Source organism: Mucilaginibacter gossypii (assembly GCF_017569325.2).
GTDB lineage: Bacteria > Bacteroidota > Bacteroidia > Sphingobacteriales > Sphingobacteriaceae > Mucilaginibacter > Mucilaginibacter gossypii.
Map to the genome: position 1 here is coordinate 2553355 of NZ_CP071878.2, position 16489 is coordinate 2569843.

9 protein-coding genes are annotated in these 16489 nt (G+C 42.9%); 3 read left to right on the forward strand and 6 right to left on the reverse strand.

Going from position 1 to position 16489, the window contains the following annotated elements; all coding sequences use genetic code 11:
• Positions 1-105 precede the first annotated feature (105 nt).
• The 3 genes from topA to J3L18_RS10795 all read left to right on the forward strand — a co-directional run bounded on the left by topA (position 106) and on the right by J3L18_RS10795 (position 8672).
• Positions 106-2499, forward strand: coding sequence for a type I DNA topoisomerase (topA, locus tag J3L18_RS10785; RefSeq protein ID WP_129571549.1), 2394 nt, complete (start codon positions 106-108; stop codon positions 2497-2499).
• A gap of 96 nt (positions 2500-2595) precedes the next feature.
• Positions 2596-3000 (forward strand): hypothetical protein, encoded by a 405-nt coding sequence (locus tag J3L18_RS10790; protein ID WP_090525388.1) that lies wholly within the window; start codon positions 2596-2598, stop codon positions 2998-3000.
• Positions 3001-3065: 65 nt separating this feature from the next.
• Positions 3066-8672: an alpha-2-macroglobulin family protein gene (locus tag J3L18_RS10795; RefSeq protein WP_129571550.1), complete on the forward strand. Its 5607-nt coding sequence runs from the start codon at positions 3066-3068 to the stop codon at positions 8670-8672.
• A gap of 166 nt (positions 8673-8838) precedes the next feature.
• On the opposite strand, the gene J3L18_RS10800 is transcribed toward J3L18_RS10795, so the two are convergent.
• The 6 genes from J3L18_RS10800 to J3L18_RS10825 all read right to left on the reverse strand — a co-directional run bounded on the left by J3L18_RS10800 (position 8839) and on the right by J3L18_RS10825 (position 16441).
• Positions 8839-10614 carry a glycoside hydrolase family 9 protein gene (locus tag J3L18_RS10800; RefSeq protein WP_129571551.1) on the reverse strand — a complete coding sequence of 592 codons (1776 nt, stop codon included), beginning with the start codon at positions 10612-10614 and terminating at the stop codon, positions 8839-8841.
• A 249-nt stretch (positions 10615-10863) separates the two neighbouring features.
• Positions 10864-11454 (reverse strand): porin family protein, encoded by a 591-nt coding sequence (locus J3L18_RS10805; protein ID WP_091163868.1) that lies wholly within the window; start codon positions 11452-11454, stop codon positions 10864-10866.
• 179 nt (positions 11455-11633) lie between these two features.
• The gene (locus tag J3L18_RS10810) at positions 11634-12959 is read right to left on the reverse strand and encodes a TolC family protein (protein WP_091163865.1); all 1326 of its coding nucleotides are present in this window, start codon (positions 12957-12959) and stop codon (positions 11634-11636) included.
• 13 nt (positions 12960-12972) lie between these two features.
• Positions 12973-13650: an ABC transporter ATP-binding protein gene (locus tag J3L18_RS10815; protein ID WP_091163863.1), complete on the reverse strand. Its 678-nt coding sequence runs from the start codon at positions 13648-13650 to the stop codon at positions 12973-12975.
• A 108-nt stretch (positions 13651-13758) separates the two neighbouring features.
• Complete coding sequence (locus tag J3L18_RS10820; RefSeq protein WP_176844393.1) at positions 13759-13935, reverse strand: hypothetical protein; 177 nt, start codon at positions 13933-13935, stop codon at positions 13759-13761.
• A 103-nt stretch (positions 13936-14038) separates the two neighbouring features.
• A complete protein-coding gene (locus J3L18_RS10825) occupies positions 14039-16441 on the reverse strand; it encodes an ABC transporter permease (RefSeq protein ID WP_129571552.1) in 2403 nt (800 codons plus the stop codon).
• Positions 16442-16489 lie beyond the last annotated feature (48 nt).

Genomic DNA, 16489 nt, shown 5'->3' on the forward strand with positions numbered 1-16489 from the left:
CTCAACTTAAAACATATTTTGCCTTCAACTTTTACACCTTTTACCAAAAACTAATTGGTGTTTCGCTTACTTTATGTTTTATTTGCAAAAACTAAAACTGATTAGATGGCCAAAAACTTACTGATAGTTGAATCACCAGCGAAAGCTAAGACCATTGAGGGATACCTTGGTAAGGACTTTACCGTAAAGTCCAGCTATGGGCATATCCGTGATCTGGTTAAGTCGGAAGATGCAATTGATATAGCTAATAACTTTAAACAAAAATACGAGGTACCTGCAGATAAAAAGCAGGTAGTTAGCGAATTAAAGAAGTTAGCTAAGGAAGCCGAAATGGTTTGGCTCGCATCGGACGAGGACCGCGAGGGTGAGGCTATTTCCTGGCACTTATTTGAAACATTGGATCTGAAGGACACACATACCAAGCGTATCGTTTTTCATGAGATCACTAAGCCGGCCATTTTAAAAGCAATAGATACACCACGTAAAATCGACTATAACCTTGTTAACGCTCAACAGGCACGCCGTGTTTTAGACAGGTTGGTAGGTTTTGAGCTCTCCCCTGTTTTGTGGAAGAAGGTAAAACCATCACTTTCGGCCGGTCGCGTACAATCAGTTGCGGTAAGGCTTATTGTGGATCGCGAGCGTGAGATCAATAAATTTAAATCAGAAGCTTCATTTAAAATTGTAGCCATATTTGGTAAAGGTAAAGAAGCTTTCAAGGCGGAACTTCCTGAGCGTTTTTCTAAACAGGAAGATGCTGAAAAATTTTTACAGGATTGTATTGCGGCCTATTTCGATGTAAAATCGTTAGATACCCGCCCAACAAAGCGTTCGCCAGCTGCACCGTTCACTACCTCTACCCTTCAACAGGAGGCAAGCCGTAAACTTGGTTACTCAGTAGCGCGGACTATGCAGGTTGCACAAAGGCTATACGAATCTGGTTACATTACCTACATGCGTACCGATTCGGTAAACCTGTCTGAACTGGCTTTAAATTCGGCTGCAAGCGAGATCGTATCTGCCTACGGCGAAAAATACCATCAGCAAAGAAGATATAAAACCAAAAATGCCAGTGCACAGGAAGCGCACGAGGCGATCAGGCCAACATATTTCAATAATCATTCTATCGATGGTGAATCGGCAGAAAAGCGCTTATATGAGCTAATATGGAAACGCGCCATCGCCTCGCAAATGAGCGAAGCCCAGTTTGAGAAAACCACAGCAAAAATCAGCATCTCAACCCGTAATGAAGATTTAGTGGCAAACGGCGAGGTAATGAAATTTGATGGCTTCCTGAAAGTTTACCTCGAATCGAAAGATGAGGAAGACGAACCACAACAAGATGGTGAAAATGCAATACTGCCTCCTTTAGCCAAGGGTCAGCGTTTAGCATTACAGGAAATGTCGGCTACAGAGCGTTTTTCACGTCCGGCGGCACGCTACACTGAGGCAAGCTTAGTGAAAAAACTGGAGGAGCTTGGTATCGGTCGTCCGTCAACCTACGCTCCAACTATCTCAACCATTCAAAACCGTGGTTATGTGGTTAAGGAAGAACGCGAAGGTAAACAGCGTAATTTCCGGGTGTTAACATTGAAGGCGGGCAGCATCACCAAAGAGGAAAAAACAGAGAACACCGGAGCCGAACGTGGCAAACTGTTCCCTACTGATATTGGTGCAGTTGTTAACGACTTCCTGGTACAATACTTCAAGGATATTGTTGATTTTAACTTTACCGCCAGCGTTGAAAAACAATTTGACGAGATAGCGCAAGGAATGAAAGAGTGGACTGCAATGCTCCATGATTTTTATAATCCATTCCATAAAGAAGTTGAAAGCACCATCGAAAAAGCCGACAAAGCAACCGGAGAACGCGAATTAGGCATCCACCCGGAAAGCGGAAAAAAAGTCTCTGTTCGGATAGGCCGTTTCGGGCCATTTGTACAGGTTGGAGAGAGCGCTACAGACGAAAACGAAGAGAAACCCCTCTATGCAAGTCTTCGGAGCGGACAGAGTATCGAGACCATCAGCCTTGAAGAAGCACTTGAGCTATTCAAGCTTCCCAAAGTTGTGGGCGAGTATGAAGGCAAGGTAATGAAAGTGGCCATCGGCCGTTTCGGGCCTTATATCAGTCATAACAGCGCTTTTGTATCTTTACCTAAAGAGATCGACCCGCACGATGTTACCGAGGAACAGGCCATTGAGCTAATCAACCTAAAGCGTAAAAAGGATGCTGAAAAGCTGATCAAATCTTTTGATGAAGATCCGGACGTTAAAGTACTGAACGGCCGCTGGGGGCCCTATATTGAATTTGGCAAACTGAACGTTAAGATCCCTAAAGATAAAGATCCTTTGACCCTGACCTACGAGGAATGCAAGGCACTCGCCGATGCAACACCGAAGGATGCAAAAAAAGGCCGCTTTGGTAAAGCTGCTGCCTCAGCTAAACCTACTGCAACAAAAGCACCGGCTAGGAAAAAGGCGGCAACTAAGAAGAAGTAGTGAATAGTTAATTGGGTTGATTAGGGGAATGGTTCTAATCGCATCTTTACTAAACCACTCACCTAATCACCCCGATTAACCCAATCAACCAAAAGAATGAAAAAAGACCTGCCCGAAAACAATGTAAAGGATATTGCTATTGCGGTAGCATTAGAGAGCGAGAGCGTGGAAAGTAAGGTATGGTATGTATATCTCATTAACCTTAAAAACGAGCCGATCGAAAACGTGCTCATAACCTCAAAAGGCTATGGGGAAAAGGACGGTGAACAGGTAAAAACCTCCACCCTGAGGCATATGATCCCTGTTGTTGACAGCAAAGCATATAAGCTTATTGAGCCTATTGATGAGCAAACCTTCGGCCTTAATAACGAATATTGGCTCAGCTATTATATAGGCAAAGACATTTTCGACAAGAAATTTATATTCCTTCCTGAAAGTATTGTGGAGATGAATTTTATCAAGATCCCGGTTTTAAATAAGCCCGGGGTTATGATAAAATAATTTTCGCTTTAAATTATTTATTGTCATAAATTTCATAATTTACCTGATAATAAATAAACCTATTCATGGAAAACGGATACAATCAATTCCGCAAACGCCGAACCTTAATCACTGTTGTCACTACCATTGCTCTTGCATTACTTATCATATACCTGGTAGCTCATGGCCATAAAAAAACAATAGTTGATCCTGCTTTCAACAAGTATATCGAGTCGTATACAACTGGTGTTATTTCCAAACAGAGCCCCATTCGTATCAGGCTGGCCAGTGACGTGCAGGTAACGCACCAGCAAAATGAAGAAATAAACGAAGATCTTTTCAACTTTTCACCAGCTATAAAAGGAAAGGCTATCTGGACGGATGCACGAACCATCGAGTTCAGGCCCGATGAAAAGCTCGACCCCGGTAAAAACTATACTGCCGATTTTAAATTGAGCAAGCTTATTGAAGTGTCGGATCATTTTGAGCACTTTAAATTTAATTTCCAGGTTATTCAGCCCGACTTTACCGTGTCATTTATCGGCATGCAAACCGCCAGCAGTACTTCAAATACCGAAATGAAGCTTACAGGTGATATTCAAACAGCTGACGCAGAAGACCCATCGGCTGTTGATAAGCTTATTGTACCCAATTATGATTCGCCGGTTAAAATAAACTGGGAACACGACGCGGCCCATAAAAACCATCATTTTACCATAACCGGTTTAACACGTATAGCCGGCAAAGCCAATCCACTTACAATTAACTGGGATGGCAGCAGCATTGGCGTGGATAAAAAAGGCAACCAGAATTTTGAAGTGCCCGCCATTGGCGATTTTAAGGTACTGAATATCCGCGCTGTGCAGGACAATGATCAGTATGTTGAGGTACAGTTTTCGGATAACATTTTAGTTGGACAGGAACTTAACGGCCTTATCAGCATCAACAATATCACTGATCCGGCGTACAGCATCGACGGTAGCCTAGTAAAAGTTTACGCTCCTGATCGCCTCCAGGGGGATTACACCATATCTGTGAGCGAAGGTATTAAAAATACGCTCCTGAAAAGGATCACGAAGGGCTATACTGCTAATTTATTCTTCGAAAATCGTTTGCCTGCAGTTACTATCCCCGGCAAGGGTGTGATCCTCCCCGATTCGGGCCGCATTATGATGCCTTTTGAAGCAATTAACCTGAACGCGGTTGATGTCACCATCATCAAGATCTACGAAAACAACGTACCGCAATACTTTCAAAGCAATGGTTTTGACGGCAGTGCAGAATTAAGGCAGGTTGGTAAGCCTATAGTGCAAAAAACTATTCGGTTAGATACTGATAAGGGTCTTAACCTGCACAAGAAGAACCGTTTTATGCTTGATCTTGACCAGATGATCCGAACTGAACCTGGCGCTATATATCGAGTGGTAATCGGTTTCAGGCGATCATATTCCTTGTTCAACTGCAAGGTTTATAGCGGTAAGGTTCAAAAAGACAATGGTGACGACGAAGAAGGCGGTTACTACGGCGGTGAATACAGCGACAATTCATCAAAAGTAAGCGACGAGGACGACGACTTCTGGAAACGCTACGACAATTACTATCCCGAAGGGTATAACTGGCAGGAACGCGACGATGCGTGCACAGATTCGTATTATAGTAAGCAACGCTGGGCTACCCGAAACATCATATCCTCAAACATTGGTCTTATTGCCAAACGTGGCAATGATAACAGTATGCTGATAGCTGTTACCGATATCCTAAGTGCCGAGCCTATGAGCAATGTAGATCTTGAGCTGCTCGACTACCAAAAACAAGTAATCTACAAAACCACTACCGACGGCGACGGTCTGGCTAAATTAAATCTTAAGAGGAAACCATACTTATTAGTAGCCAAAAAAGGCGTGCAGCGCGGCTATCTTAAACTTGATGATGGCAACTCTTTACCTTTATCAAGATTTAACGTGGGCGGTGAGGAAGTACAAAATGGCCTAAAAGGTTTTATTTACGGCGAACGCGGCGTTTGGCGTCCGGGAGACTCCATTTATACATCTTTTATTCTGGAGGATAAATTAAAAACTCTTCCGGCTGATCATCCTGTCGAATTTGAATTATATGACCCAAGCGATAAACTTTACAGGCGCATCACCCAAACCAAAAGCTTAGATGGCTTTTACAGTTTCCATACCGCAACAGAAACTTCGTCCCCTACCGGCAACTGGACGGCTAAAGTTAAAGTTGGCGGCGCCACGTTTGAGAAAAAAATTAAGGTTGAAACCATCATGCCTAACCGGCTTAAGCTTAGTCTGTCGTTCGGCGGGGCTTCCGAATTAACCAAGGGAAACAATGCCAATGGCAAGCTAAGTGCCCAATGGTTGTTTGGTGGCGCGGCGCAAAACCTAAAGGCTAAGGTTGATGCTTATTTATCGGCACAAAACACCAGCTTTAAAAAGTATAAAGACTATGTTTTTGACGATCCTACACTGGCCTTTAATACGCAGGTTCAAACTGTTTTCGATGGCAAACTAAGCGAAACAGGTACAGCCGATGTTGACGCAAATGTAAATGTGGAGAAACAGGCCCCTGGGCAGCTTCGCGCAAATTTCCTAGTTAAGGTATTTGAGCCGGGCGGCAATTTCAGCATCAACCAGGTGAGCATGCCTTATAACGTTTACCCAGGCTACGTAGGGATCAAGACACCTGAAGGCAGTGACCTTTCGGGCATGTTGTTTACTGATAAGGACCATTTAGTTGACATAGCCGATGTTGATGTAAATGGAAACGCCCTGCCGGGTAGCCGCGATGTGCAGGTTGAACTATACAAGGTACAATGGCGCTGGTGGTGGGACCAAACCGGCAATGAAATGAGTAACTTTACCCAGGATAAGTATAATAAACTTATCAAAACTGAAACCGTAAGGCTTACCGGTGGCGCAGGCAAATGGAAGCTGCATATCAACAAAGCCGACTGGGGCCGCTACCTCATTAAAATTAAAGACGAACAAACAGGCCATTCAACAGGAAAGATCATTTATGTGGATTGGCCAAACTGGTCGGAAAGGTTACAATCCACCAATCCTACCGAGGCAGCGATGTTATCTTTCACTTCAGATAAACCTGCATATAAAGTTGGCGATGAGGCAACTTTGACCATTCCAACAGGAGATGCTGGTCGAGCACTGATTAGTTTTGAAAACGGCAGCAAGGTTTTAAAAACAACCTGGATAGATACGAAAAAGGGACAAACCCGATATACATTTACTGTTGATGGAACAATGGCACCGAACGTTTTTGTTAACGTTACCCTGCTTCAAAAACATTCGCAAACGGTTAATGACCTACCTATCCGCATGTATGGCGCCATTCCGCTGCAGGTCGAAAATCCAGAAACAGTCCTGAAACCAATCATCAGCATGCCTGATAAGATCAGGCCGGAAACACAGTCAGCCATTACCGTATCCGAAGCATCGGGCAAGGAAATGACCTATACTATTGCAATTGTTGATGAAGGCCTGCTTGATATCACCAATTACAAAACGCCGAATCCACATGATACCTTTTATGCTCATGAAGCTTTAGGCGTAAAAACCTGGGACCTGTTCGACTATGTGATAGGCGCCTTTGGCGGAGGGCTGGATCGAATTTTAAGCATCGGCGGCGACGGAAACCTCGGTACCAACAAAAACGTATCTGTAAACCGTTTTAAACCTGTTGTAAAATTCCTTGGCCCTTTCCACCTCGGTGCAGGCGAAAAGCAAACACAGCGCTTTATATTGCCGCAATACGTGGGTTCTGTTAAGGCTATGATAGTAGCCGGTCACAATGGTGCTTACGGCATTGCCGAAAAAGCCGTAGCGGTTAAAAAACCATTAATGATCCTGGCTACCCTGCCGCGTGTGCTTGGCCCTTCAGAAAGCATTCAATTGCCGGTAACAGTATTTGCTATGGAGAACAATATCAAAACCGTTAACATACAGGTGCAAAGTAATGCCTTCAGCAATTTGGGCGGTAATAATCAAAAGACTCTCACTTTTGACAAGCCCGGTGACCAAATGGTAACTTTTGATTTAAATGTTAAGGATTTTGTTGGCGTAGGTAAAGTAAAAATAATTGCCAAAAGCGCTTCGGAAACAGCTGCTTATGATGTTGATCTTAACGTTCGCAACCCTAATCCGCCGGTTACCCGCATTGTTCAGAAAGAGCTTGCACTGGGCGAAGTGTGGAATACCGATTATCAGCCGGTTGGTATCAACGGTACTAATAAAGCCACGCTTGAAGTAGCTTACATCCCGCCATTGAACCTTTCAAAACGTTTGGATTACCTGATTGAATATCCACATGGCTGTGTGGAACAAACCACATCATCAGCTTTCCCCCAGTTATACCTGAACCAGTTGCTTGACCTTTCACCAAAACAAAGAGCCGAAACCGACCGGAATATTAAAGCCACCATTAACAGGCTCAATGGCTTCCAGGTACAGGGCGGTGGCTTAAGCTACTGGCCTTACGGCGGCGAAGCCGATGAGTGGGGAACCAATTATGCGGGGCATTTCATGTTAGCAGCACAGGCAAAAGGCTTCAGCATGCCGATCGGCTTTATTGACCGCTGGAGAAAGTATCAAAAAGAAAAAGCCCTGAGCTGGGCACCACGCAAGCAGCCATATTATTATGAAGATGACCTTACCCAGGCCTATCGTTTATATCTGCTGGCACTGGCCCGCTCACCCGAAATGGGCGCAATGAACCGGCTGCGTGAGTTTGCATTGCTGAGTGATGCAGCGGCCTGGCGACTTGCAGCGGCTTATAAGCTTGCGGGACAGCCCGAAGTTGGTTTAAGAATGATTGCGAGATTATCAACTACTGTTAAACCATACAATAGCCTTTATGGCACTTATGGATCCGATTTAAGGGATGAGGCAATGATACTGGAAACCCTTACCCTGTTAGGCCAAAAACAGAAAGCGACCGGATTGGTGCACACCGTTGCTGCACGTTTATCACAGGATGATTGGTACAGTACCCAAACTACAGCATACTCGCTGATAGCATTGGCCCAGTTTTACGGGCAAAACAAACCTGCAGGCAAACTTGAATTTAACTATGCAGCAGGAAGCGCCAAAGCCACCATTAGTACAAGTTCTTATTTATGGCAAGGGGCGCTGGCTGGCAATGGAGGTAAAGTATACCTTAAGAATAACAGCAATAATAAACTGTACATTAGGCTGATACAAAAAGGACAGCCATCATCAGGGCAGGATACCAAATCAATCCTTAACCCGGATGTATTACAGATGCGTGTCGGTTATTTCTCGCTTAAAGGTAAGCCTATTGACCCATCATCATTAAAACAAGGGACCGATTTTGTAGCACAGGTAAACATCAAAAACCCCGGTAAACGCGGCAGGTACGATAACCTGGCCCTCACCCAGATTTTTCCGTCGGGCTGGGAGATCCTGAATACCCGGCTGCTTGGCGACGAAGCGTTTAAATCATCACCATCTGATTACCGCGACATCCGTGATGACAGGGTGAACACATATTTCAGTTTATACGAAGGGCAGGAATCAACCTATTATGTAATGCTTAATGCAGCATACACCGGTAAATATTATTTACCGGCTGTTTATTGCGAGGCGATGTATAATAACCAAATCAGCAGCTTATTGAAAGGACAATGGGTTGAGGTGGTGAAGTAACGATAAATTCAAACTTACGAAGTTTTAGAGACCCCGTAAGTTCTTAAAAAACAAAAAGCGCTTCTAATTAATTGGGGAAGCGCTTTCTTTTTGCTGCGATAATAAAGTCTTACAACCTGCCGGGTCTTGAAGGTTGATCTGTCGCAGATATATGCCTAATGCTTTATTATCTTGTGGTCTGACTCGCTAACTTGTGTTGCAAAGCCTCTAACGCATTAGCCAGATAAGCCAGCGGGGCATTCCAGTTTATGGCTATTTCATTGGCGGCGTAAGCGTGCTCATCATCAATATAGTCCTCATCGGGCACTTTTGATGGCACTTTGACACCATCCTGCATACCAGGATTAGGGCCGCCAACAAGCAGGCCTGGTATTGGGTCAACTATACCGTCAGTTGCAGAAGGCCTGTGATGCGGATGCATTGGCGTTTTAGTACCATACCCTGTTACAAAGGAATAACCAGTGCCGTTACGACCAAGCAAGTAGTCAAGATTTGCTAAAGCATAATCCAGGTATTTTTTATCACCCAATAACTTGTAAGCCTGGATAAGCAGAACTCCTTCGTTTGCGGCCTCGGATGTGCTGCCCCAGCCAAAATGCCTGGCGGATTTAGTCATCACTGTTTGATAAGCGTTTGAGTCAACCCCATTGATCATATCATCGGCAGTGTTGATAAGTCGCTTCCTGATTTCAGGTAACGCGGGCACAGTTTTCGCTGTTATATCATTTTTGATCAGCGTATAATACCCCAACAGCCTAACCTGCGACCATGTAGGTACCGGCATCCGGCCATCAGGCAAAAGATCAATATTTTTAAGATAGTCAACCTCACCCGTGCTGACTGCCAGCTCGGATGCCGCCCAGATAAACTCGTCGGTAAAGTTATTATCGCCATACCCCCCTGTAGTGATCTTCGGTTCAAACTTTTTGTTCATCTCATCCTGCCGGTAGGTCACCATCGGATTTTTACGAGCCCAACCCCAGGCTTTTTGAGCAGCATTGATACATGAATCGGCTAAGCCTGGTAGCTCGTTAGGATATTGTTTAAAAATGCGGGAAGCTTGCGCCATAACGGCCGCAAAATCAAGCGTAGCCGCAGTACCTTTTTGTACCACATAACGTGGCGATGTGTCTTTATCGGGCATTTCAAACTTATCAAAAGCAGCATTAGTAAGCTTATGATATACGCCGCCATCGGCGGGATCTTGCATAGTCAGCATCCAACGCAGGTTCCAAAGCACCTCATCCAAAACATCCGGAATTTTATTGCTGCTTTCGGGGATATTAAGCTTAACTGTTTTCATGTAAGCGGGAAAATCCTCAAATAAAGAAAGCAGCGTACTTGTTGTAATACCACTGTTCACAATATACTTGTTATAGTCGCCGGCATCACACCAACCGCGCGGTGATGAGATTATTGAGCCAGCCTTCCGCCCTTCACTTTCGGCAGATGGATGGATCAGTACAACCGTATCAGGATGACCTGCGGCCCGGTGCCATTTGCCTGCATACTTTTCGGGTAAAGGTGTACCTGAGCGCATAAAATAATAGGCTTTGATAGCAGCGGCGGCCACAGTTTTATGAACCGAGGCCTTAACTTCAAAGGGATAGGAATAACCTGCAAAGGGGACATAAAGTATATATCTGCCGGGCTTGCCGAATGTACTAAAGTCGGCCAATTGAACAATATGACCGGCAAAGTTTGGTTTAAGTGATGGTTTAAGCTTACCGGTAAATACTGTTTGCTTTTGAAAGGTTTGGATAAAAAAGTCGCTTCCTCTGTCACTTAAAACAATGGCCTTTTTTATGGCACCAGGGTAAAAGCCTATTTGATTAAGTCGGATAAGCCTCGAAGTTGTATCCGTTTGAGCAGCAGCATTGTTCCCTATCAGCGATAGCGCAAACAAAATTTTGTAAAATGAGATTGAAAGGTATTTTTTCATCTGCCCTGAATTTTAGGAATGTCCGAAACCCGCGTTTAAACAGATAACCGACGCATAAATGGCACCTAAATATAGGTGTACATTGTACAATAAGCATAATACTATTCTATCAAATAAAAGCTAAAATATAATACTAAATATACAATCGATTGCGTAACTTGAACAATAGGAAAGTTCACACTCCGATCTAACGCAAAAAAGACCCGCCGTTACCGGCAGGTCTTTCAGTATTTTTGAGGGACTGGGAGATTATAATGAGAACAATTTATAAGCAACAGCAAGGCTGAACAGGCTAACACGCGTGTGTGAATTATCGTTGCCATAAGCTATTTTATTTAAACCACCTTCGTAACGAAGATCGATAGACAGGCTACTGATATCAACACCTGCACCCACCTGTATTGCGTAATTCGCATCTTTATACCTTAACGCTGTTGCATCATTAAATGCATCCCTATCTCTTCCGGTTGTAAATGAAAGCACCGGCCCACCATAAAACCTTCCACCTAAACCTAAAGCACCAACTTTAGCACCTACAAGTAATGGAACATCAAAACTTTTAAAGCTTTGTTTATTTGAAACACCTCCATTATTTACAGTAACGCTTTTATCAGTATAATAAAGCTCGGGTTGAAAAATTAAGCCTAAGCCGCCGATCCTTGCCCAAGCGCCAGCCTGATAACCAGCTTTATTATCGTTGTTAAAAACGCCGTTTGACGGAAAAGTTGAATAATTTAAACCGCCCTTAAGGCCGAAAGAAAAGCTGGGGATTACCTGGGCTTTTGATATGCCTATTGACAGCAAAAAAATAGATAAGGAAAGTAAAATTGCTTTTTTCATATTTATTAGGTGTTCGATGATGTATTAAGTTTATGAAAACGATATTGTTTGCAAAACTACCGCTAAAATAGAAATATCTGGTTAAACCCAACCGATAAGTTCGGTAAAAGTTAACCAGATATTTAACTAAAAATTGGGAATAAAAGTATAGGTTTTAAAAATCTTAAAGAGTTTATTAATTAAAGCGCCAAGTTTCCCTGGTAATAATCAAGGATTTTGGTACGGATAAAATAGTCATACCGGGCGTTGATCAGGTTGGTATTAGCCTGATCGAAGTTTGATTTTGCTATCACAAAATCTACCGAAGTAATAGCACCCGAATTAAATTTAACTTCAGCAATCCTGTACGATTCGCCATAGGCATCAACCTGGTCGCGCAGCAAGTGATAGCGCTCAAGGGCCGATGTCATATTGATATAAGCCTGATCAATATTTTGCTTCAACTGGATCCGGGTAAAGTCATTGTTATACTTTGCAGTTTGCAGGTCGATACGGGCCAGTGCCACTTTATTACGATTTTGGAAATAATTAAGGATAGGTATGCTTAAACCAACTCCAAAACCCGAACTGTAATTATTTTTTATTTGCGAATAATAACCGGTATTACCTGTACTTGAGTAATTGGATGCAAGCGATCCAAACGCAGTGATAGTAGGCCATAAAGCTCCTTTGGCTGATTTTACACCTTTTTCGGCACTTTTTAAACGCAAGTCATAGGCTTTAACCAAGGCAAGGTCGTTAAGTGCCTTGGTGTAGATCTCATCTGCATTTTTATCATAATTTCCAGGCAATTGATCGGCAGATAAACGCACAAGTTTAACGCTCTTATCCAATGGCACATTCATGATCTGCAAAAGGTTAATCTTTGAGATCCCCATCGCCGCTTTGGTATTAACCGCGCCTATCTTACTGGTAGCCAATGTGCCTTTCAAATCGTATAACGTTGCAGGCGGTGTAGCGCCGTCTTTATTCAATATTGTCAATCTGTCAACCTGTTTCTGTGCCTGCTCAACCTGTATATCGGTTGCCTTTAGCAAATCCTCATTATCAAGTACCTGCAAATAAGCAGTAATAACGTTCAGGGTAACAAGGTCCTTAGCCTGTTGAAAATCCATTTTACCTGCCTGGTATGCCAGCGAGTAGCGTTTGATATTATTAATGAGGCTCATGCCATTAAACAATGTCAGGTTACTGTTTAAATTATACTGGGCGTAAGTAATTTGCTGTGTTACGTAGTTATAATTTGTAGGATCCTGGCTACGGCCATTACTGATGTTGTGGCTCACATTGCCGTTAATTGATGGCAGCAGGTTTTCGCGGGCCTGGTTATAGGCAATTTCCTGTGTCTGCATCTGCAATTCGCTCTTTTTTACATCGAGGTTGTTTTTGATTGCAAGATCGATACATTGCTGTAAAGTAAGCACAGAATCTACCGGGGCCTGGCTGTAAGCCTTTAAGTTTCCAAATACAACAAGACCGAGAAATAGTAATTTATAGTATCGCATTTTATTATTGAGTTCAGAGTTTTCTTGATGAATCGATCTTGCCGTCCAGCAGATCGATAATGCGCGAACCGTATTCGGCATTTTTTTCGGAGTGGGTAACCTGAATAATGGTTACACCATCTTCCTTATTCAGCTTGCGGAACAGCTCCATAATCTCCTCCCCTTGTTTTGAGTTGAGGTTACCGGTAGGTTCGTCGGCTAATAACAACTTGGGTTTAGCAATAAGCGCGCGGGCGATACCCACTAACTGCTGCTGTCCGCCCGATAACTGTGCCGGGAAAAGATCTTTTTTGCCAACAATGTTAAAGCGGTCAAGCATATCTGCAACCATGGCTTTACGCTCCGCACTTTTAAAATCCTGGTAAATAAGCGGGGTTTCAATGTTTTCATAAACGGTTAGCTCATCAATTAAGTGATAAGCCTGAAAAACGAAACCGATGTATTGCTTGTACAAAGCCGAACGTTGTTTTTCTTTAAGCTGATGTACTGCATGGCCTTCAAAATAATGATAACCGTCTGATGGTTCATCGAGCATACCGATGATATTCAGCAACGTTGATTTGCCCGAACCCGAAGGTCCCATGATAGAAATAAATTCGCCTTCGTCAATGTCAAGGCTCAGATCATTCAGGATGATATTTTTGTTGCCCCCTACCTGGAAATACTTTGAAATATGCTGCAGTGATAACATTTTTAATTATTGAATTAGTTTGTTAGTAAATAAATGAGTTAAACAATAATACTCATCATTTTGCGATTAACATATCAATAACATACCAAAGTTATATCCTATTAATTATCAATAAATTACACCATCATACCAAAACTTCACTGTACGCTTATGTAACAGATTGCGTACGGTTATGATACAGTGTTTTTTGAGGTAAAAGGTAAAAGGCGAAAGGTTAAAGCTTTTTTCCATTGCCCAGATATGTACCGGCAGGTAGAGTATAATTACTTTTGATTCCTGTAACATGCTATAGCTTAATTAAACGGCGAAAGCTGAAAGAATTATTTAACACTGTATTTAATGTGTTATAAACCTTTCAGCTTTTGCCTTTTACCTTTCAGCTAAATAATCAATCTCCAGACCGCAAACTTTTAACCGGATTAGTAAGCGCTGCTTTAAGGGATTGAACGCTCGCGGTAATAAAGGCGATAAGTATAGCTACTGCACCCGCGGCTATGAATACCCATATTTGTATGCTGATCTTATACGCAAAATCCAGCAGCCAACGATGCATGGCATACCAGGCTATCGGCGAAGCAATGATAACCGATATGATAACCAGTTTCAGAAAATCGCCTGAAACAAGCTTTACTATACTGAAAACGCTTGCCCCCAAAACTTTACGCACTCCAACTTCTTTCACTCTTTGCCTGGTTGAAAACACTGCCAATCCGAATAAACCCAGACAAGAGATGAAGATAGTGACCAAAGTAAACGCAGTTAATATTGAACCGGTACGTTGCTCGGCCTTATACATATCATCAAATTCCTGATCAAGAAAGTGATATTCAAAAGGTGTGGCAGGATTAAAAGCGCTCCATTTTTCTTTTACTGCAGATATGGTTTTGGCAATATTATTTCCTGAGGTTTTGATAAGCACTTTACCAAAATAATCTTCAGTAAACATTACAATTGGTGTAATTTCCTGGTGAAGGGATGCGAAATTAAAGTTTTGTACAACACCTCTTACTTCACCGGTGCGTCCGTTAAGGCCAATATGTTTACCTACTGCTTCTTCGGCTGTCCAACCCAGTGCTTTGGCGGCTTTTTCGTTGATGATAAAACCGTAATAGCGCTTATTTTCATCAACATCCGTAGAACGTTTCTCATCGGCATCTGTAAAATTAATGCCCTGCACCAGTTTAAGACCAAGCGTATTTAAAAAATTCTTTTCTACCGGTAAAGCAGTTACCGAAAGATTATAGTCGCTGTTTTTGCCGTCGGCGTGGTTAATGCTATATCCGCCGTGAACATCAACCGGCGAATCGTACGAAGCAGTTGCATAAAGCACTCCCGGTAATTGAGTTACCTCGTTGTTAAATGATTTAATATCTTTTAATGATTTGCCGCCAACATCAATCACCATCACCTGCGACCTGTTGATACCTATATTGAGGTGTTGGATATACCGCAGTTGGCTACCCGCGATAACCGTACAGATCATGAAGAATACGGATACCACAAATTGAAATATAACTAACGATTTGCGTAAAGCCCGACCGCCGGAGGTATTTGTGAGTTTCCCCTTTAAGGTAACAATAGGATTAAATGCTGACAGATATAATGACGGATAAGTTCCGGCCAAAAAAGTTACCGTTACAAATAAGGCAACCATGGCCATAATCAGCCATGATGTATTCCAGGTTTGAAAGCCCAACTGCTGCCCCGAAAAATCGCTGAACCATTTAAAGCTCACATCCGCCAAAAACAGGCCCGCCAACAGCGATACGAGAGTGATCATGGCAGATTCGATGATAAATTGTGTAAAAAGCTGCGAACGTGCAGCACCCATTACCTTTCTTACCCCTATTTCGTGGCCCCGTTCTATAGCTTTGGCTGTTACAAGGTTCAGGAAGTTGACACAAGCCAGCAACAATAAGATAATGGCAACTGCCCCTAAAACGTAAATGTATCTGATATTGCCGGATGGCGTTAGCGGATATGTAGCCTGCGATTTCAGGTGGACATCGGTCAAAGGTTCGAGTTTGAACCACATTTTATGCCCTTGCCTGAAATCATCCTTAAACATCTCTGCTACATAGTTGTTCATTTTCTGCTCAACCGAGCTTATATTAACGCCCGGCCTTAAAAGCAGGTAAGAATAATCGTTAGCCGAATCCCATTTGCGCGTTTTAGCATGTTCCGAACCTGCGGACGAACCAATAATGTCAAACTTGATCTGCGAATACTCGGGTACATCTTCCACCACCCCTGTAACCATCATGTTTAGTTTGTTATTAACCTTCAAAACCTTACCGATAGCATCCTCAGTACCAAAATATTTTTTTGCGGTAGACGCGGTGATCACCAAAGCCGAGGGATCTTTAAGTGCGGTAGCTGCGTTCCCCATCAAAAACTTAAAGCTGAAGATCCTGAAAAATGGTTCATCGGCTAAAAAGAACCGTTTTTCATTGAATAGTTTATCCTGGTATTGCACCGGGTTATTATACCAGGAAATGCGCACACCATCCTCAATTTCCTGCAATTGCTGTTTAAATACGGGTACTGGTGCGGTTGGCGTTACTGCCACAGATTTTGCCTCCACATCATCAGAGGATTTGTAGTTATAAGCCACGCGCATAATACGATTGGCATTAACGTGAAACCTATCATACCGCAGCTCATTTAATAAATAGGTAGCTAATAATATAAAGCAACCTATTCCAACTGCTAAACCCGCAACACTTATTAATGAAGTAACCTTGTTTATAACCAGGTTACGCCATGCTGTTTTTATATAATTTTTAATCATTTACCCCTCCTAACCTCCCCAAAGGGGAGGAATTGTTGTTTGCTCTTC